The organism is Lawsonibacter sp. LCP25S3_E2 (genome assembly GCF_052117285.1).
Taxonomy (GTDB): Bacteria; Bacillota; Clostridia; order Oscillospirales; family Oscillospiraceae; genus Lawsonibacter.
This window is the reverse complement of record NZ_JBQKJL010000002.1, coordinates 1-16,304: the sequence shown is the minus strand read 5'-3', so window position 1 is coordinate 16,304 and position 16,304 is coordinate 1. Positions and strand designations below refer to the sequence as shown.

The following is a 16,304-nucleotide window of genomic DNA, read 5'->3' as shown; positions in this document are numbered from 1 at the left end:
AGAATGTAATAAAATAAAGGCGCGCCCAGTTTATAAAACTATGATACAGCGCTTTAGCTGGAAAGACAACCACTTTTCGAAAAAAAAGGAAGATATTCCATCAGGAGGTCAACCTCATGCAGGTAATTGGCATCGTTGCCGAGTACAATCCCTTTCATTCCGGCCACGCATATCAGATTCAGGAGAGCCGCCGTCTGGTCGGCGCAGACAGTGCGGTGGCCATCGTAATGAGCGGCAATTGGGTCCAGCAGGCGGACTGTGCCATTGCAGACAAGTGGCTGCGCGCTAAAATGGCTCTCATGGGGGGCGCGGACCTGGTGTTGGAACTTCCCACCGTATGGGCCACCGCGTCCGCAGAAGGATTTGCGCGGGGCGCGGTAACTCTGTTGGATGCCTCCGGACTGGTCGATCATCTCTCCTTCGGCAGCGAATGCGGCTCCACAGAGTCTCTGGTTCAAATTGCCCGCTGTCTGAGCTCCCCATCCTGTCAGGAGAACATAAAAAAGCTGGCAGATACGGGCCTTCCCTTCGCCCAGTGCCGCCAGAAGGCGGCAGAGGCTATCTTGGGAGCGGAGGCCGCCTCCCCCCTCGCCCGTCCTAACAACAATCTTGGCATTGAATATATCCGCTCTCTGGATGCCCTTCACTCCTCCATCCGTCCCATGACCATCCAGCGCCGGGGGGCACAGCACAACGGAGTGGTCGTCATCCAAAATGGAGATGGTAATTCCCTGTCTGATCCCGCTGCTATGCCCCAGTTTGTCTCCGCCACCCAACTGCGCATGGAACTCATGGAGGGCCATTGGGACCAGGCGGAACCCTATCTGGTCCCAGCGGGCCGTGCCCTGTTGGAAGGAAACACGGTGGGCCTGCCCGGCCTGGAACGGGTGGAGCGGGCCATTCTGGCCAAACTCCGGACAATGACTGCCGAGGACTGGGCCCGCCTCCCCGACTCCGGTCAGGCAGAGGGGCTCCCCCAGCGTCTGGAACGGGCCGGACGGACCTGTGTCAGCGTTCAGGAGTTCTTTAATCTTGTAAAGGTGAAGCGCTTTACGCATGCTCGCCTGCGCAGACTCATCCTCCGGGCCTACTTGGGCATCATACAGGCAGAGATTCCGGACAAGCCCCCTTATCTTCGGGTATTGGGGATCAACACGCGAGGTCGGGGACTGCTCCGGGACATGAAGGAGCGTGCCGCCCTGCCCATTCTCACAAAACCCGCCCACGCCCGAACCCTCTCTCCCGAAGGGCAGAGACTCTTTGAATTGGAGAGCCGGTGTACCGACCTGTATGACCTGTGCTTCGAGACGGTCCCTTCCCCTGGCCGGGAGTGGCGGACGGGCCCGGTGGTACTGGAGGAGGCCGCTGATGAACGATAACACCTCTCGCCGGTCTTCTTCCCTCTGGCGCTGGGGAGGCGCAGTTTTGCTTCCCCTGGCGCTTATCTGCCTGTTTGAACTGCTTCACTCCAGACAAGAGCTCCTATCTGCCTGGGTATTCGGAGTGATGGCTCCCCTGGAACAGCAATTGGGGCGGCTTACCGCCCTGGTTCCCTTTTCTGTGGGAGAAGTACTGCTCCTTTTGTTCCTGGTCTTTTGCCTGATCTGGCTGGTCCGGGCGGTGGTGCTGCTGGTCCGGGGGCAGGGAGTCCTCTCCTTTCTCCGGCGGCTGTGCGCTCTGGGGGCAGTTTTTCTGTGGATCTGGGCTGGCGTGTGCTGGCTGTGGAACGCTGCCTATTATATCCCCTCCTTTTCCCAGCGTTCCGGGCTGGAGACAGAGCCCTACTCCGTAGAAACGTTAGCTGCGGTCACGGAGCTCTTTGCCCAGAACGCCGCCCGGCTGTCCACCCAGGTGGAGCGGGACGAAGCCGGACATTTTGCACAGGACCGGTCAACGTGCTTTGATCGAGGGGTTTCCATTTATGACAATCTGTCAAGGGAATTCCCTTGCTTGTCCATGAAATCGGTGAAAGCAAAACCTCTCCTATGTTCTAAACTTCAAAGTCTTTTAGGCTTTACCGGGATCTACTCCCCCATCACCGGAGAAGCAAACGTGAATGTGGATGCCCCCCTCTGCCTCCTCCCCGTCACCATCGCCCACGAGATGTCCCATCAGCGTATGGTAGCTTTGGAGGACGAGGCCAACTTTGTGGGCATTGCCGCCTGTGTGACCAGTGACGATTTGGTCTTTCAATACTCCGGCTATCTCATGGGCCTGATCCACCTGTGCAACGCCCTCTACCCCGTGGCTCCGGATCTCTGGTATGGGATCGCAGAGGAGTACTTTACTCCGGAACTGTCCACCGACTGGAACGACAACAACGCTTACTGGGCCCAGCGCTCCTCCCCGGTGGAGGAGAAGGCCGCTGAAGTGTACGACAGCTTTTTGAAGGGGAACGATCAGGAACTGGGCATCCGTTCCTACGGCTCCTGCGTAGATCTTCTGGTCACTTACTTTTCTTGAAAGAAAAGTAAGCAAAAGAACTTTATACGCAGCTTCCTTTTACCTTCATAGATAACGCAGAAAGCCGGCCGTCTATCTAGACGGCCGGCTTATCACATAAAAAGTATTTTTCTAAAATTCGCCGCTCTCAAGCCACCAGGTCATAGACCAGCCGGATGACCAGCAGGGAAAGGACCACAAAGAACATAGGGCGGATGATTTTGGCCCCGCCCTTCAGCGCCAGGCCGGACCCCACGTAATTTCCGGCAATGCCGCAGATAGCGGCCGGGATTCCGATGGCCCACAGCACCTTGCCCGCCAACGCGAAGGTCACCAGAGAGGCCAGGTTGCTGGCGGAGTTGGCCACCTTCGTGTTTCCCGAGGCGGTAAGCAAATCAAATTTACAAAGCCCGGTAAAGGCCAGCATAAGGAAGGTCCCGGCACCGGGGCCAAAGAAACCGTCATAGGCCCCAATGACCAGGCCAATCCCCAGCGCCATGGTCAGCAGTTGTCCCTTGGAAAAGGTATCGGAGTGATTTTCCATGCCAAAGTTCCGCTTGAAAATAAGAAACACCGCCATCACCGGCACCACAGCCAGCAGCAGATAGTAGAGTACCTGCTCCGGCATGATCATATTGAGCTTTGCCCCTACCCAGGCCCCCACCAGGGCTCCGATACCGCCGGCAATGGCGCTGGGCATATGGACCTGTCCCCGCTTTAAAAAGCGGCCGGTGGCCAGAAACGTACCGAAGGCGTTGCCGCACTTGTTAGTGGCGGCGGCATTGTGGGCAGGCAGACCCGCCAGCAGATAGGCCGGCAGGGTGATCAGTCCCCCGCCGCCGGCCACCGAGTCCACCAGCCCCCCTAAAAACACCAGTGGGCAAACAATCGCCCAAATCCGAATCAGTTCTGACCATTCCATGCTTCTCTCTCCTGCATCTGCCCTCAGGGCCTCTTTTTGATCTCATCCCAGTACCGCTTTGCGGCCTGTTCCGTCTTGTTGTCTCCATATTGATAATAGGCTGCTCCTGCCAGATCATAGGGCAGATACTGCTGCTCCACCCAGTGGTGGGGGTAGCTGTGGGGGTACTTATACCCCTGTTCCCGTTCCATGCCCGCAGAATCAGCGTGCACATTCTGCAGCTCCCTGGGAATGTCCCCCACCTTCCCGGCCCGCACATCGGCCATAGCCCGGTCAATGGCCATGCAGGCGCTGTTGGACTTGGGCGCAGTGGCCAGAAGGATCACCGCCTCCGCCAAAGGCAGCCGGGCCTCCGGCAGACCCAACTGGAGGGCATTGTCCACGCAGGCCTTTACAATGGGCACCGCCATGGGATAGGCCATGCCGATGTCTTCACTGGCCGAGCAGAGGATGCGCCGGATGGCGGTGATCATGTCCCCCGCCTCCAGCAGCCGTGCCAAATAGTGAAGGGCCGCGTCCGGGTCAGACCCCCGGAGGGACTTCATCAGGGCGGAAGCAATATCAAAGTGGGCGTCTCCCTCCCGGTCATAGCGCATGGCCGACTTTTGGGCCGCCGTCTGAGCATCGTCCAGGGTGACAAGGATTTTTCCTTGCTCCCGTCTGGCCGCGTTCAGGAGCAGCTCGATGGCATTCATCGCCTTTCGCACATCTCCTCCGCAGGCCGAGGCGATGTGTTCCCGTACGCCGTCCTCACAGACGACCTGGCCTCCCAGGCGCTCGCCCATGATGGCGATCCCCCGGTCAATGGCGGGGAGCACCTCCTGGGCCGTGATCTGCTTAAACTCAAAGACCGTAGCGCGGGACAGCACCGCCCCAAACACCGCAAAGAAGGGGTTCTCTGTGGTGGAGGCGATCAGCGTGATGCGGCCGTCCTCCATAAACTCCAATAGGGACTGCTGCTGCTTTTTATTAAAATACTGAATCTCGTCCAGGTACAAAAGCACCCCCTCCGGGGCCAGCAAGGTGCCGATGTCGGCCATAATATCCTTGATGTCCGAGATGGATGCGGTGGTGGCGTTCAGCCGGTGAAGGGGCCGGTTGGTGCGCTGGGCGATGATATTGGCCACGGTGGTCTTCCCCGTTCCAGACGGCCCATAGAAAATGAGGTTGGGGATGTTTCCCCCTTCTACGATCCGCCGCAGAAGTCCGTCCTTTCCTAAAATATGAGACTGCCCCACCACCTCGTCCAGGCTTTGGGGCCGGATTTCGTCCGCCAGGGGACGGTATGCCATAGTAACACTTCCTTTTTTCACCGTCTATGGGCTCTCCAGGGCTGCCCCATATCCCTTGAGTTCCTTGCGCCGCTCCCGCCAGTCGGGCATGAGGGCGTCCATCGTTTCATAAAAGCCGGGGCCGTGGTCGTGGTGGAGAAAATGGACGAGCTCATGGAGGGCTACATAGTCCCTGAGCTTCTCCGGGCAGCGGCACAGGGCTGTGTTCAGGGTGATATACCCCTGGGCCCAGTGGCAGTTGCCCCACTGGCTCTTCATCGTTCGCAGCTTTAACCGGGGAAGGAACACACCGTATCCCTCCACCAAAGGGTACATTCGCAGCAGGGCCTCCATCAACTGCCGGGCGCACAGCTCACGGGATGGCTGGGGCAACAGGTCGGATTTGACCTCTCGCGCCCTTCTCATGTGGTTCAAGATCCAGCCGCTCTTTTCTCTTAAAAACTCCTCTGCCCGGCTCTGGGGCAGATTCCACGGAATGGACAGTGCTGCCACTCCGCCGGCTCCCACCCGAAGGTTCAGGTTTTTTACCCGCTTGCGGCGCAGCACATAAAAAATAGTCCCCTCCGGGGTGTCCAGCCGCCGGACGGGCTCCGGGAGAGGCTGTTTCGTTTGTGACATACTCACGCCGCTCCTTTCCTTAACTTTATTATTATATCGAAAAGTGTCCGTCCCCGCAATTCTTTTCCCCTAAAATCAAAAATTTTTCCGTTTCCCAGACGGGACAGGCAAACTGCCCGGATCTGCTTCATATCTTCCAAAAGGAGTTCTTCTTTGGAGGTGGTTGGCCGTGGGCCGGATCGTGGGAAAAGCACAGTACCGGGACGCTCTGCTGGGGTTTGGCCTATTGTGGACGGCCCTGGCCCTGGTACTGTGGCCAGGAGAGGCCATGGCCGCCATGAAGGACGGACTGAATCTGTGTGGGAATGTGATCGTGCCCTCTCTGTTCCCCTTTTTTGTGCTGTCCTCTCTGGTGGTCGAGCTGGGAATGTCCCGGTATCTGGGGCGGCTGCTGGAGAATGTGATGGCCCCTCTCTTCCGGGTAAACGGCACCTGCGCTGCCGCCCTGGCTCTGGGCTTTGTGGGAGGCTATCCGGTGGGAGCCCGCACTGCGATCGCACTCTATCAAGATGGTCAATGCTCCCGCACGGAGGCCGAGCGGCTTCTGGCTTTTTGCAACAACAGCGGGCCCGCGTTTATCCTGGGCGTGGTGGGGGCAGGTGTTTTCGGCAGCGGAAGGGCGGGGCTCATGCTCTACCTGGCCCATATTCTGGCGTCCCTGGCGGTGGGACTGATTTTTCGCTTTTACAAGCCCTCCCAGTGCCCCCGCACCTACCGACAGGGCGGGCCCCAGTTCCAGGCGGCCAGCTTTCCCGTGGCCTTTACCCACTCCATCACCGGGGCGATGACTTCCGCCCTTAACATCTGCGCCTTCGTCCTCTTTTTTACCGTCTTTCTCCGGCTTTTGTCTTATGCGGGAGTATTGGGGGCTCTGGCCCATGGCATAGCGGGATTTTTTTCGCCTCTGGGCCTGAATGAACTGTGGGCCAGACGTCTGATCACCGGCCTTTTGGAGGTTTCCTCCGGGGTATCCTCCCTGACAGACGGCACACTCACCGGACGGCTGTCCATGGCCGCCTTTATGCTGGGGTGGGCCGGGGTATCCGTTCACTGTCAGGTCCTGGCCTTTTTGGGGGACAGCGGCCTTTCTATGCGCACCTATGTGGTGGGAAAGCTCCTCCACGGGGTGTTCTCTTCCCTCATCGCCTCCGCACTGTGCACCCTTTTCCCTCTCAGTGATCCTGTATCCTACTACTTGATCCAGCAGACCGAGACCATCGCACACCTGGACTTTCACCAGGCCCTCACCATCTCTGCCGTGGCTGCCTGGGCCGTATGGCTGCTGTTTCTGGCCCTTGCAATCTATGTGGTGAAAAAAAGCAGTGGAAAACCCAGACGGAGTGTAGTATAATAAGCAAAAACACCTGAGACAAGGAGGGATTCCCATGGGCCTGTTCCAAAAGGGGATCGAACCCCGCTGCGCCTACTGTGTTCACGGGCGGGAGCTGGGAGAGGAGCAAATCCTTTGCCCCAAAAAGGGAGTTATGGCCGCCGGCTCCCACTGCCACCGATTTAAATATGATCCCCTGCGGCGTATCCCGCCCCGCCCCACAAAGCTTGCCGGTGCAGGATTAACCGATGAGGATTTTAAGCTATGAAAAACCTCTGTAAAGGATTATCCTTTACAGAGGTTTTTTCTTCCTCTTCTCCCCTTCTGCCGACAATCTTCTCCCCCGCTCGCCAGCCCAGAGGGCGAAGAATGGAGAAGCGGGCAAATTTCTGCGATATGTTTTTCTTCCCTCTCCCAAACAAGCACTATATAATGTGGTCGTAAATCCATTTTACGGAAGGAAGATACCATATCATGGAATTAAAAATTGCAACCCGACGCTGCGAGGATCCGCAGGGAGCCCAAAGGCTCTTTCACTACTACTTAACGGTAGATCAGGTGGAGACCCCCCGCTTTGCCTGCGAGAACTACGGGGTCCGCATTGCGGAGGAGGCGGGAGACGAGGCCTGCTGTCCCGCTCTTACCACCAGCGCAGCCCGCATCGACCAGCTTATGACGCTGCTGGTGGACAACAAAGTTGGTCCGGCCGGACTGGCAGACGTGGTGGAGGACTGGCTTTGAAACGCTCCCAGCACTCCCCCGTCCCAGGTTCAAGGGAATGGGCCATAAAATAAGCCGGACGGCCTATGGAAGCAGGCTGTCCGGCTTTTGTAAAAAGACTTTACTTTTTCTTTTTGCTGTCGAGCTTCTGCAGCAGCAGTACCAGCAGGGCGATCACGCCCAGCACGACAAAGATTCCCAGCATACCCTGACCCATCATTTCCAGGGCCATCATGACGTTTTCACTCATTTCAGTTTCCTCCTATCAGCCCAGGTTGGCAAAGTACTGCAGGACCACGCCACCGGCCACCACAGAGGCGATCTGGCCGGACACATTGGCGGCGATGGCATGCATGAGCAGGTGGTTCTGGGAGTCGGCCTCCTGGCCCAGCTTCTCAATGACACGGGCAGACATGGGGAAGGCGGAAATACCCGCCGCACCCACCATGGGGTTGATCTTATTCTTGGGGGTAATCAGATTCAGGACCTTTACAAACAGCACACCCACCACGGAGTCCAGAACAAAGGCCACCAGGCCCAGGCCCATGATCATCAGGGTCTGCGGCTGGACAAACTGGTCCGCCTTCATGGAGAAGGAGATGGTGATACCCAGCAGCAGGGTAATGAGATTGGCCAGGTCATTCTGGGCGGTGTTGGACAGGGTGGTCAGCACCCCACACTCCCGGATCAGGTTACCGAACATGAGGAAGCCCACCAGAGCCACAGAGGAGGGCGCTACCAGGCCGGCAATGACCGTTACGATAATGGGGAACATGATCCGCATCCGGCGGGTCACTCCCTTGGGCTGGTAGGGCATACGCATGGCCCGGTCCTTCTTGGTGGTCACCAGCTTAATGGCAAAGGGCTGGATGATGGGCACCAGAGCCATATAGGAGTAGGCAGCCACAGCGATGGCACCCACATAGTTGCTCTTCAGAGTCTGGGACACCAGGATGGACGTGGGACCATCCGCGGCGCCGATGATGCCGATGGAGGCGGCGTCCTTAATGTCAAAGCCCAGGCCGGCAGCAATCAGAATGGTCAGGAAGATGCCTGCCTGCGCGGCGGCACCGCACAGGAAGAGCTTGGGGTTGGCCAGCAGAGGGCCAAAGTCGATCATGGCTCCGATGCCGATAAACAGCAGAATGGGCATGGCCTCGCTGGCCTCAATGCCCACCTCAAAGAGCCACTGAATAATGCCGTGGGTCTCCCCCACCCCTGCACTCACCTGGTTGATCACGCCGGACAGAGGCAGGTTCACCAGAATGGCGCCAAAGCCCATGGGCATAAGCAGCGCCGGCTCAAAGCCCTTTTCAATGGCCAGCCAAATGAGGACCGCACCCACTACATACATAACGACCTGCTGCGGTGTGATCGAGAGCAGGCCTTCCCACAAAAATTCAAATCCCATGCTTCTACTTCCCTTCGTTTTTTTCTATCCTTCCCAAAAGAAGTGTGCGCGAAACAAAAAGACCTGCGTTCCGCACGGAACGCAGGTCTTGTCATTTCAGGCATGGCCAGGGAAAACTCCCATGATGTTGGCCGGTGCCGCGCGCCGAGGCGCGCCGACTACTCCCCTTTGCTTGTGTGGGATGCTATCACATTAAAAAGCCTTTGTCAAGGAAAACTTTTCCCTCAACGGAACAGGTTCCCCTCTGCATCCAGCACCTCACGGCGGTGGAAGGTGACAAACTGAGGGGCAAACTGGGGATATTCCCGGCAAAAGGCAGCGCGGATCAGCTCCGGATTGAGTCCCGGATTCTGAGCGGACACCACCATACTCAACGTCATGGTATCGCTCTGGCATTCTACGTTCCATTCCCGGATCAGAGGGATCAAATCTACCTCTGTATACCCCTTTTTTGACTTGTTGGACTTCTTCTCCACCACCAGGCTTTCCCGCCCCAGCAGCTGCGCGATGGCAGGCTCACACTCCTGGGGCCGCCCTTCGGGATATTCGAAGTTCATGATATAATTGACATAAGAAAGTTCCTTCAGCTTCCGCTGGGCGGGATAGCACTGATGAACGGTGATTCCCTCTGGCATAGCGGCGGTCAGCCGGGCAGGGACCGTCTCAGGGTCCGTCCCCTCCAGAAGTCCAAACTCCAAAATCTCACACTCGCTGGAATAGCCCACAGACAGGGGCAGAGCGATGGAGACAAAGGGATGGGGATGAAACCCCTCCGTGTGCTTAATGGGGATCTTCGCCCGCGCAAAGGCCCGCTGGAAGGTGCGCATAAGGTCCAGATGAGAAATATACCGGGCCCGTCCTGTTTTGGAAAAGAGCAGACGATCAGCCATTGCACACACCTCCTGACAGCAGCCGGTTGGCCCCGCAGCCGGAGCAGCGGGTGCGGCAGTCCGGGGTCGTCTGGGACTGATAGCACAGCTCCCGCTCCCGCCACAAAAAGTCGGTGCTCACCATGGGGTCAATGCGGCACCAGGGGAAGACCTCGTCTCTCCCCCGCTCCCGGTGGGCGTAGAAATCCCCATCCAGGCCGCAGGCCTCCAGAGCGTCCATCCAACGCTGAAAATCGAAATACTCCGTCCAGGAATCCATTTTGGCCCCGTGCTCCCAGGCCCACTCCAATACGTCAGCCAGGCGCCGGTCTCCACGGGAGAAGATAGCCTCCAGATAGCTGGTCTCCGGGTCATGCCAGTTGTAAGTGATGGACTTGTCCCGTTTCAGGGCATCCCGGAGAAGGTTCACCCGGCGCTGATACTCTTCCACGGGAATCTGAGCCTCCCACTGGAAGGCCGTGTGGGGCTTTGGCACAAACCAAGAGGTAGACACTGTGATCCGCACCCCTCTGGCCTTGTTGGGGGTACACTCCCGCCAGGCAAAGTAGACCTTTCGAGCCAGGTCAGCGATCCCCAGCACATCTTCGTCGGTCTCCGTGGGCAAGCCAAGCATAAAGTAGAGCTTTACGCCGCTCCAGCCACCCGCAAAGGCGGTACGCACCGACTGAAGCAGGTCCTCCTCCCGAAGATTCTTGTTGATCGCGTCCCGCAGGCGCTGGGTCCCCGCTTCAGGCGCAAAGGTCAGTCCGCCTTTGCGCACCCGCTGAAGCCGCTCCATCAGATTCATGGAGAAGGTATCCGCCCGGAGTGAGGGCAGGGACAGTCCAATATCACGGGGGGCGCAGTAGTCCAGCAGCTCGTCACACAGCTCCAGCAGGCAGGGATAGTCGGTGGAAGACAAGGAGGACAGCGTCATCTCCTGATAACCGGAGTCCTCACAAGCCGCCTTCCCGTACTCTGCCAGCAGCTTTGGATTGCGGTTGCGCACCGGACGGTACACATATCCAGCCTGACAGAACCGGCACCCCCGGATACAGCCCCGGAACAGCTCCAGCATCACCCGGTCATGGACGATCTCCGTGGAGGGAATGATGGTTTTTACGGGGAAGTAGGACCGATCCATGTCCTCAACCACCCGCTTTGTCACCTTCTCCGGGGCTCCGGAGCCCTCCACGATCGCCAGCTCCTCCAGCGTACCGTCCGCGCCATAGACAGGCTCATAGAAGGAGGGGACATAGATGCCGGGGATCTTGGCTGCCTCTTGGAGGAACTCCTCCTTCGTCCAGCACTCCTCTCGGGCCTGCCGGTAGAGCTCAATATACTCCAGGGTAACTTCTTCTCCCTCACCCAGGACAAAGAAGTCGACAAAGGGGGCAAGGGGCTCTGGATTATAGCAGCAGGTCCCACCGGCCACCACCAGGGGGGTAAGCTGAGGCCGCTCCTCGGAGCGCAGGGGAAGCCCGGCCAGATCCAGCATATTGAGCACATTGGTATAGGCCATCTCATAGCCCAGGGAAAACCCAATAATGTCAAAATCAGAAATGGGGTCTCCGCTTTCCAGGCCATAGAGAAGCAGGCCCTCCCGGCGCATCTCCTCCTCCATGTCTCCCCATGGGGCATAGCACCGCTCACACCAGACTCCCTTTTCCCGGTTCATAACCCCATAAAGAATCCGGCAGCCCAAATTGGACATGCCAATCTCATAGGTGTCCGGAAAACACAGGGCATAGCGCAGGTCTACCTCTCCCCGGTCTTTGACCACCGCGTTATATTCTCCGCCGGTATAGCGGGCCGGCTTCTGCACCTTTGGCAGAATTTGTTCCAAGGTACGGTTCATGATCTTCCCTCCAGGTCATCTTACGCGTACCTTTTATTGTACTGGTTTCCTTCTGTGCTGGCAAGCCTTTTTTCTATAATTCCTATGATTTTGTTTGAAAGCCCCACCCAGCAGCCAAAGCGCAACCAATAAAAGGGTAAAATTCTTCCCGTTGGAAGCAATCCACACCCCTGCGCACAGCGTGAGGGCAGCAAAGAACACATCCAGCTTTTCTCCCACCTTCTGTGCACACCATGGCCCTGCCAGCAGCGACAGCAGGCAATTGAGCGCCCGCCCCCCATCCAAACGCCCCACTGGGATCAGATTAAACAGGGCCAGCACCAAATTGAGCCCTGCAAAACCCGCCCCCCAGCGCCACGAACAGAATACCAATGCCAGTATGATATTAACCGCTGGACCCGCCAGTGCGGCAAGCCCTTCCTGCCAATAGTTCAATGGGCGTGCGACGACCATCTCCGCACCGATTGCAGTCAGGCGAATGAGCTTAACATCTCCCCCAACCAGGCGAATGACCAGATAATGCCCTAGTTCATGGAACATACAGGACACTGCCGCCATGGGGAGAATCAGCTGCCGGTCCAGGTAGTTCAGCCAGGCCAGCAGCAGAAAGAAGCCCCCCGTTATTTCCAGCCGCCCAATCCTCATTGGTCGTTTAAAAATTCCACGTAATAGGCAGGATTGACATGCATCTTTTCATACTTCAATTCCAGATGCAGGTGAGGCCCTGTAGCTGTTCCGGTGGAACCTACCAGTGCCACAGTATCTCCAATGGTGACTTGCTGTCCCTTTCGAACCAGAAGCTGGCTGCAATGGGCATAGAAGGACTTCACACCGTTTCCATGGTCAATTTGCAGATACATGCCATAGGAATTATCCTGGCCAATGTACTCCACCGTTCCACTGGCAAAGGCTCTTATAGGGTCCCCCGTTTGACCGCCGATGTCTACGCCTCCATGAAAGTCCCCTTCCTGACCATTGACCGGATGTGTACGGTAACCATAGGGAGAATTCATGTGCCCCAATACCGGCGTCATAGTTTCTATCCCACCAAACGACAGCACATCCATGGTATAGTTATTGGGAAGTGCGGGACCATCGTAGTCGGATAGGCGAAACACCTTGCCCGCGGGCATAATGGCTCCTTTATACTCCGAATCCTCTTCTTTCGATTCTTCTGCTGCAGGCTCTTCCTTTTTGCTTAACGTAATTCCCAATTCAGTCAGAGATGAGTAATGCTCTGTTCTGGTCAGCGTGTCGGGCTGATTGCTGAGGAAAGCAAGTTCCGAGGTCAGCACCGCCGCAGGGTCAGGGGCTTGAAATTCCACAGGCTGGACAGACTGCTCCTGTTCCTCGGCGCCAAAAACCTCAACACAAAATTCTCCGAAGTCTGCTAAAACACTGTTTCCGCCCGCCAAAGACGCTCCAAGCTCCGCTAAGGCATCTTGAAAATCAAAGTCCTGTGAAATCATTTGAAGGACATCATTTCTCAGCTGCAGCAAACGTCCGGGCAATACGCCTTTTCCCACAAATACTGTTATAAATAGTATCACACAAATGAGCAGTTGAATCAGCAGCACCCGCTCCTTGCCTTTTCCTTTTGTCCTGCTGGTCCGGCCGCCCGAACGGCCATTGACGCGGCTGTTCCTTCGGCCATAGCTTGACCCAGTCCGCGTGGACTGATCGTACATAAGCGCCCCTCCCTGCTGTTTTATGCAATATCAGTATATTTCCAGAGAGAATCGGATATTACACTTGACAGAACGAAGGAAAAAAAATATAATAATTAAGCTGGTCATCCGGGTGTAGCGCAGTTGGTAGCGCGCATGGTTCGGGTCCATGAGGCCGTGGGTTCAAATCCCGCCACTCGGACCACCTTAGGAGCCTTGAAACTGTTGGGTTTCAAGGCTCCTTTGCTGTTTTCAGCCTTCATTTTCCCTTTTTGTTTCCCTTTTCGCCTCAGAGATCGTGCGGATGTAAGCATCCATCCGGTCTGCACTGGCCTGCTGCATCTGTGTCGTCACATGGCCGTAGGCATCCAGGGTGATGGAACCCCGCCCTGCGCACCTCTTTTGCCACCTTTTTTCCACATATATCACCTCTTCCTACCTGTGGCCTCATGCAGGCGTTACTTCTGTCATCCCCAGAAACTCAAAAATAGCAGTTCTGGGAATCAAAATGCGATTGACGATCTTGATGCTGCGCAGCCTCCCACTACGCGTCAGTTCATAACACCTTCCAAGGCCGATGCGGAGCTTTTCGGCGGCCTCCGGTACTGTCAAAACCAGCGGAAGCGCCTCACATGTGTCATTTTTTACTCCAAATTCATGCTTTTCGTTCACAATGAAAAACCTTCTTAAAAATAAAAACCCCGGCAAACTGTTCTTACAGTCTGCCGGGATACAAAAAATCCCTTCAGAAAGCTGTAAAAACAAACTTCCGAAGGGAATCGAACCCTCATGCCCAAAGTACCGTTATCTGCCTGGCTTTCTCCTGATATTCTTTCCAAAGCTGGATATGCTCCGCACCTGCCTGTGGCAAGGGATGGAACGCGAAGCAGACAGAGGGGGGTCCCCTTTAATAATAAACAGCCGGTCTTTTCGATCCAGCACGGTAAATGTAAAAGAGCCCTCAACTTCTTCCGCCATATATTTCAGGCTATCGAAGTTGAGGGCTTTTTTCTGCTCAATAAGCTGTACAGCGATATAGCTGTCCGTCTGAATCTTTGTTCTGGAGCCCGGAAGCGCAGGCAGTGCGCAGGAACTGGGCGCTTGTAGATCCGTAGCGTGCCTCCAACATTATAGGCAATGCCGGTCGTACAGCGAACCGTCATGCTTGCAGTAAAGCCGCTTCTCCCCTTCTCTATTGGCAATACTGAGCAATTCCCATGCATTTACGGCCGCTCTCCCCGGTTTCGTCAATCTCCAGCTCCACTCCAAAGAAACGTGGACCATTCCCGAAAAATGTAGGCTCCGGCTTATGATAATAGTCCTGAATTATGTCGCTGCACTCGACCTGATCCATGCAGTCATCACACAGTGGATGTTCTTCCGCATAATCATACGGTGCATATCGGACGTACTCCTGGCGCAGCAGAACACCACAACATGCACAGCTGGTATATACCGGTCATAACACTGCTGGCACAGCTTTCTCCCATTAAATTCGTGCGTCTGATGGAACGAGACTTCCGCCTGACAACGCTCACAGGTAAAGATTGCTTCTTTTTTGTTCTCTTTCATGGGTATTACCCCTCCTGACTATTCCTTTTTCCTGGTAGCCCCAGGGTATATCCATGAGGATAATATCCAATTACATTTTTGTAATTTTTCTGAAACCGAGTAACACTTTAGCAATCTTATCGATTGATTGCTTTTAAGAGCCGGAGAGGTGCCAGCAGAACACTCCGGAGCGTATTGGAGTAAAGAAGACAGCGCGCTGTTGGGTCAGCTCTATTCCGAAGGCGTAGGAATATCAGAGATTGCCCTTAGACTCGGGCGCAGCGAGATGGTGGTGTACCAGCAGCTGATCAAAATGAACCTGTTGTCTGCACAAAGCAAGCCTCGCAATCGAAAAAAGAAAGGCCTTATGCCAGAGTGTTATTGCTCAATCTGCCAAGTAACGAACTGTGCCAATTACGGAAAGGAGTACCCATATGTTGGAACTATATGATGATCTCACGACCACGGAGGAGGCATGCGAAGCGTTGAGAATTGGAAAAAACGCGCTGTATCATCTCTTAAACAGTCATAATCTGAAAGCATACCGGAACGGTCGGGTCTGGAGGATCCCACGGCAGGCGGTGGAGGAATACATCCGAACGCAAGCGAACCTATGAAAAAGCACCCTGGACGATATGTCGTCCAGGGTGTTATTTGACCTCCTGCTCCAGATTGAAAAACAAATCCGAGTTGAAGAACTCCTGAATATCAATCCCCAGCCCATCACACAGTTTCTTGATCGTAGAAACGGTCGTGCTGTTGTTTCGCCGGCTTATGATGTTGTTCACGGTGGACTGGGTCACACCACTTCTGGTACATAATGCATTGATGGAAATATCTTGTTCCTGACAAAGCTCCAAGATTCTTTGCCGGACAGCCTCACCTATAGTAATAGCTCCCACCCTCTTTCTTTCTCGTATGTAAAGAAAGAGTACACGATTTAGGCTTGCCAAATTTACCTCTTTTGAGTTAAAATAACTCAAAAGGGGTTCAACTATCATATCAACAATAAAGAACTCCTAAATACAAAATTCATTTATATGATGTCCAAGGAGTGAGGTAAATGAGTAGGTACAGAGACGAGTATTTCCGCAAAAATCCCAGTAATCATGGCTGGTACACATGTGTTCGCTGTGGTCAAAAATTTAGAAAGGGTGATATAGATATTGATCATATTATCCCTCAGAGCTACGGCGGAAGTGATGGAGAATTGAATCTGCAGTGTATGTGTAAACACTGCAATCGTTCCAAACGCGATGACATCAACGATTCAATTGCAAATTCCGGCCGAACGGCGTAGCCATTCCGAAATGAGCGGAGTGCCCATTCCAACATAAACGGCGTGGTCGTTCCGAAGTGAACGGAGCGCCCATTCCGATGTAAGCGGCGTGCTTTCCTTTATAATGGTGCTGCGGCATATCGCCGCCATCTATAAAGGAAGGAGTACCCTATGCAAAATTACTCAACTATCATCGGCGTAATAGAACTCCGGCAGCAAAACGTCGGATACGCCACTACCCAGAAGCGGTACGGTATTGGCTCCAGTACCGTCACGCTCATCATGAAACGATTTAAGGAGCTCGGCCTTACGCTCGAAGAACTAAGGGCTATGCCGCCGAAAGCC

19 protein-coding genes and 1 tRNA gene are annotated in these 16,304 nt (G+C 55.4%); 8 read left to right on the top strand and 12 right to left on the bottom strand.

Annotated features, from left to right (window positions below):
- Positions 1–116: 116 nt before the first annotated feature.
- Positions 117–1,379 carry a tRNA(Met) cytidine acetate ligase gene (locus ACTQ3R_RS02170; protein WP_441777767.1) on the top strand — a complete coding sequence of 421 codons (1,263 nt, stop codon included), beginning with the start codon at positions 117–119 and terminating at the stop codon, positions 1,377–1,379.
- Complete coding sequence (locus ACTQ3R_RS02165; RefSeq protein WP_441777766.1) at positions 1,369–2,463, top strand: DUF3810 domain-containing protein; 1,095 nt, start codon at positions 1,369–1,371, stop codon at positions 2,461–2,463. Before ACTQ3R_RS02170 ends, ACTQ3R_RS02165 begins: the two co-directional genes overlap by 11 nt.
- Before the next feature lie 127 nt (positions 2,464–2,590).
- Here the strand turns inward: ACTQ3R_RS02165 and ACTQ3R_RS02160 are convergent, their stop codons facing one another.
- The 3 genes from ACTQ3R_RS02160 to ACTQ3R_RS02150 are packed head-to-tail and all read right to left on the bottom strand — an operon-like array spanning position 2,591 to position 5,274.
- Complete coding sequence (locus tag ACTQ3R_RS02160) at positions 2,591–3,364, bottom strand: sulfite exporter TauE/SafE family protein (RefSeq protein ID WP_441777765.1); 774 nt, start codon at positions 3,362–3,364, stop codon at positions 2,591–2,593.
- Positions 3,365–3,387: 23 nt separating this feature from the next.
- Complete coding sequence (locus ACTQ3R_RS02155) at positions 3,388–4,656, bottom strand: replication-associated recombination protein A (RefSeq protein ID WP_441777764.1); 1,269 nt, start codon at positions 4,654–4,656, stop codon at positions 3,388–3,390.
- A 24-nt stretch (positions 4,657–4,680) separates the two neighbouring features.
- Positions 4,681–5,274, bottom strand: coding sequence for a M48 family metallopeptidase (locus ACTQ3R_RS02150; RefSeq protein ID WP_441777763.1), 594 nt, complete (start codon positions 5,272–5,274; stop codon positions 4,681–4,683).
- Between the two features lie 169 nt (positions 5,275–5,443).
- On the opposite strand from ACTQ3R_RS02150, the gene ACTQ3R_RS02145 reads away from it, so the two are divergent.
- The 3 genes from ACTQ3R_RS02145 (at position 5,444) to ACTQ3R_RS02135 (ending at position 7,345) form a co-directional block, all read left to right on the top strand.
- A complete protein-coding gene (locus ACTQ3R_RS02145) occupies positions 5,444–6,625 on the top strand; it encodes a nucleoside recognition domain-containing protein (protein ID WP_441777762.1) in 1,182 nt (393 codons plus the stop codon).
- A 34-nt stretch (positions 6,626–6,659) separates the two neighbouring features.
- The gene (locus ACTQ3R_RS02140) at positions 6,660–6,872 is read left to right on the top strand and encodes a hypothetical protein (protein ID WP_441777761.1); all 213 of its coding nucleotides are present in this window, start codon (positions 6,660–6,662) and stop codon (positions 6,870–6,872) included.
- 206 nt (positions 6,873–7,078) lie between these two features.
- The gene (locus ACTQ3R_RS02135) at positions 7,079–7,345 is read left to right on the top strand and encodes a DUF6514 family protein (RefSeq protein WP_441777760.1); all 267 of its coding nucleotides are present in this window, start codon (positions 7,079–7,081) and stop codon (positions 7,343–7,345) included.
- A gap of 100 nt (positions 7,346–7,445) precedes the next feature.
- On the opposite strand, the gene ACTQ3R_RS02130 is transcribed toward ACTQ3R_RS02135, so the two are convergent.
- The 6 genes from ACTQ3R_RS02130 to ACTQ3R_RS02105 all read right to left on the bottom strand — a co-directional run bounded on the left by ACTQ3R_RS02130 (position 7,446) and on the right by ACTQ3R_RS02105 (position 13,150).
- Complete coding sequence (locus tag ACTQ3R_RS02130; protein WP_441777759.1) at positions 7,446–7,574, bottom strand: OadG-related small transporter subunit; 129 nt, start codon at positions 7,572–7,574, stop codon at positions 7,446–7,448.
- A gap of 15 nt (positions 7,575–7,589) precedes the next feature.
- The gene (locus ACTQ3R_RS02125) at positions 7,590–8,735 is read right to left on the bottom strand and encodes a sodium ion-translocating decarboxylase subunit beta (protein WP_441777758.1); all 1,146 of its coding nucleotides are present in this window, start codon (positions 8,733–8,735) and stop codon (positions 7,590–7,592) included.
- A 224-nt stretch (positions 8,736–8,959) separates the two neighbouring features.
- Complete coding sequence (locus ACTQ3R_RS02120; RefSeq protein WP_441777757.1) at positions 8,960–9,625, bottom strand: TIGR03936 family radical SAM-associated protein; 666 nt, start codon at positions 9,623–9,625, stop codon at positions 8,960–8,962.
- On the bottom strand, positions 9,618–11,462 hold the full coding sequence (locus tag ACTQ3R_RS02115; protein WP_441777756.1) for a TIGR03960 family B12-binding radical SAM protein: 1,845 nt from the start codon (positions 11,460–11,462) through the stop codon (positions 9,618–9,620). The genes ACTQ3R_RS02120 and ACTQ3R_RS02115 overlap by 8 nt, the downstream gene beginning before the upstream one ends.
- A gap of 33 nt (positions 11,463–11,495) precedes the next feature.
- A complete protein-coding gene (locus ACTQ3R_RS02110; protein ID WP_441777755.1) occupies positions 11,496–12,002 on the bottom strand; it encodes a hypothetical protein in 507 nt (168 codons plus the stop codon).
- Between the two features lie 101 nt (positions 12,003–12,103).
- On the bottom strand, positions 12,104–13,150 hold the full coding sequence (locus tag ACTQ3R_RS02105) for a M23 family metallopeptidase (RefSeq protein WP_441777754.1): 1,047 nt from the start codon (positions 13,148–13,150) through the stop codon (positions 12,104–12,106).
- A gap of 108 nt (positions 13,151–13,258) precedes the next feature.
- Here ACTQ3R_RS02105 and ACTQ3R_RS02100 point away from each other — a divergent pair.
- Positions 13,259–13,334 (top strand) — tRNA-Pro (locus tag ACTQ3R_RS02100).
- A gap of 47 nt (positions 13,335–13,381) precedes the next feature.
- Here the strand turns inward: ACTQ3R_RS02100 and ACTQ3R_RS02095 are convergent.
- Together ACTQ3R_RS02095 and ACTQ3R_RS02090 are read right to left on the bottom strand one after the other, a co-directional pair.
- A complete protein-coding gene (locus tag ACTQ3R_RS02095) occupies positions 13,382–13,549 on the bottom strand; it encodes a hypothetical protein (RefSeq protein WP_441777753.1) in 168 nt (55 codons plus the stop codon).
- Between the two features lie 27 nt (positions 13,550–13,576).
- On the bottom strand, positions 13,577–13,801 hold the full coding sequence (locus ACTQ3R_RS02090) for a helix-turn-helix domain-containing protein (protein WP_441777752.1): 225 nt from the start codon (positions 13,799–13,801) through the stop codon (positions 13,577–13,579).
- Between the two features lie 1,313 nt (positions 13,802–15,114).
- On the opposite strand from ACTQ3R_RS02090, the gene ACTQ3R_RS02085 reads away from it, so the two are divergent.
- Entirely contained in the window at positions 15,115–15,297 is a 183-nt protein-coding gene (locus ACTQ3R_RS02085; RefSeq protein ID WP_441777751.1) for a helix-turn-helix domain-containing protein, read from the top strand.
- Positions 15,298–15,330: 33 nt separating this feature from the next.
- Here ACTQ3R_RS02085 and ACTQ3R_RS02080 read toward each other — a convergent pair whose 3' ends face one another.
- Positions 15,331–15,681 carry a helix-turn-helix domain-containing protein gene (locus ACTQ3R_RS02080; protein WP_441777750.1) on the bottom strand — a complete coding sequence of 117 codons (351 nt, stop codon included), beginning with the start codon at positions 15,679–15,681 and terminating at the stop codon, positions 15,331–15,333.
- A 62-nt stretch (positions 15,682–15,743) separates the two neighbouring features.
- Between ACTQ3R_RS02080 and ACTQ3R_RS02075 the strand changes: the two genes are divergently transcribed.
- On the top strand, positions 15,744–15,980 hold the full coding sequence (locus ACTQ3R_RS02075) for an HNH endonuclease (RefSeq protein ID WP_441777749.1): 237 nt from the start codon (positions 15,744–15,746) through the stop codon (positions 15,978–15,980).
- Positions 15,981–16,304 lie beyond the last annotated feature (324 nt).

Coding starts and splice junctions, on each gene's coding strand:
- ACTQ3R_RS02170 (WP_441777767.1), top strand. CDS start 117: ATGCAGGTAATTGGCATCGTTGCCGAGTACAATCCCTTTCATTCCGGC.
- ACTQ3R_RS02165 (WP_441777766.1), top strand. CDS start 1,369: ATGAACGATAACACCTCTCGCCGGTCTTCTTCCCTCTGGCGCTGGGGA.
- ACTQ3R_RS02160 (WP_441777765.1), bottom strand. CDS start 3,364: ATGGAATGGTCAGAACTGATTCGGATTTGGGCGATTGTTTGCCCACTG.
- ACTQ3R_RS02155 (WP_441777764.1), bottom strand. CDS start 4,656: ATGGCATACCGTCCCCTGGCGGACGAAATCCGGCCCCAAAGCCTGGAC.
- ACTQ3R_RS02150 (WP_441777763.1), bottom strand. CDS start 5,274: ATGTCACAAACGAAACAGCCTCTCCCGGAGCCCGTCCGGCGGCTGGAC.
- ACTQ3R_RS02140 (WP_441777761.1), top strand. CDS start 6,660: ATGGGCCTGTTCCAAAAGGGGATCGAACCCCGCTGCGCCTACTGTGTT.
- ACTQ3R_RS02135 (WP_441777760.1), top strand. CDS start 7,079: ATGGAATTAAAAATTGCAACCCGACGCTGCGAGGATCCGCAGGGAGCC.
- ACTQ3R_RS02130 (WP_441777759.1), bottom strand. CDS start 7,574: ATGAGTGAAAACGTCATGATGGCCCTGGAAATGATGGGTCAGGGTATG.
- ACTQ3R_RS02125 (WP_441777758.1), bottom strand. CDS start 8,735: ATGGGATTTGAATTTTTGTGGGAAGGCCTGCTCTCGATCACACCGCAG.
- ACTQ3R_RS02120 (WP_441777757.1), bottom strand. CDS start 9,625: ATGGCTGATCGTCTGCTCTTTTCCAAAACAGGACGGGCCCGGTATATT.
- ACTQ3R_RS02115 (WP_441777756.1), bottom strand. CDS start 11,462: ATGAACCGTACCTTGGAACAAATTCTGCCAAAGGTGCAGAAGCCGGCC.
- ACTQ3R_RS02110 (WP_441777755.1), bottom strand. CDS start 12,002: ATGTTCCATGAACTAGGGCATTATCTGGTCATTCGCCTGGTTGGGGGA.
- ACTQ3R_RS02105 (WP_441777754.1), bottom strand. CDS start 13,150: ATGTACGATCAGTCCACGCGGACTGGGTCAAGCTATGGCCGAAGGAAC.
- ACTQ3R_RS02085 (WP_441777751.1), top strand. CDS start 15,115: ATGTTGGAACTATATGATGATCTCACGACCACGGAGGAGGCATGCGAA.
- ACTQ3R_RS02080 (WP_441777750.1), bottom strand. CDS start 15,681: ATGATAGTTGAACCCCTTTTGAGTTATTTTAACTCAAAAGAGGTAAAT.
- ACTQ3R_RS02075 (WP_441777749.1), top strand. CDS start 15,744: ATGAGTAGGTACAGAGACGAGTATTTCCGCAAAAATCCCAGTAATCAT.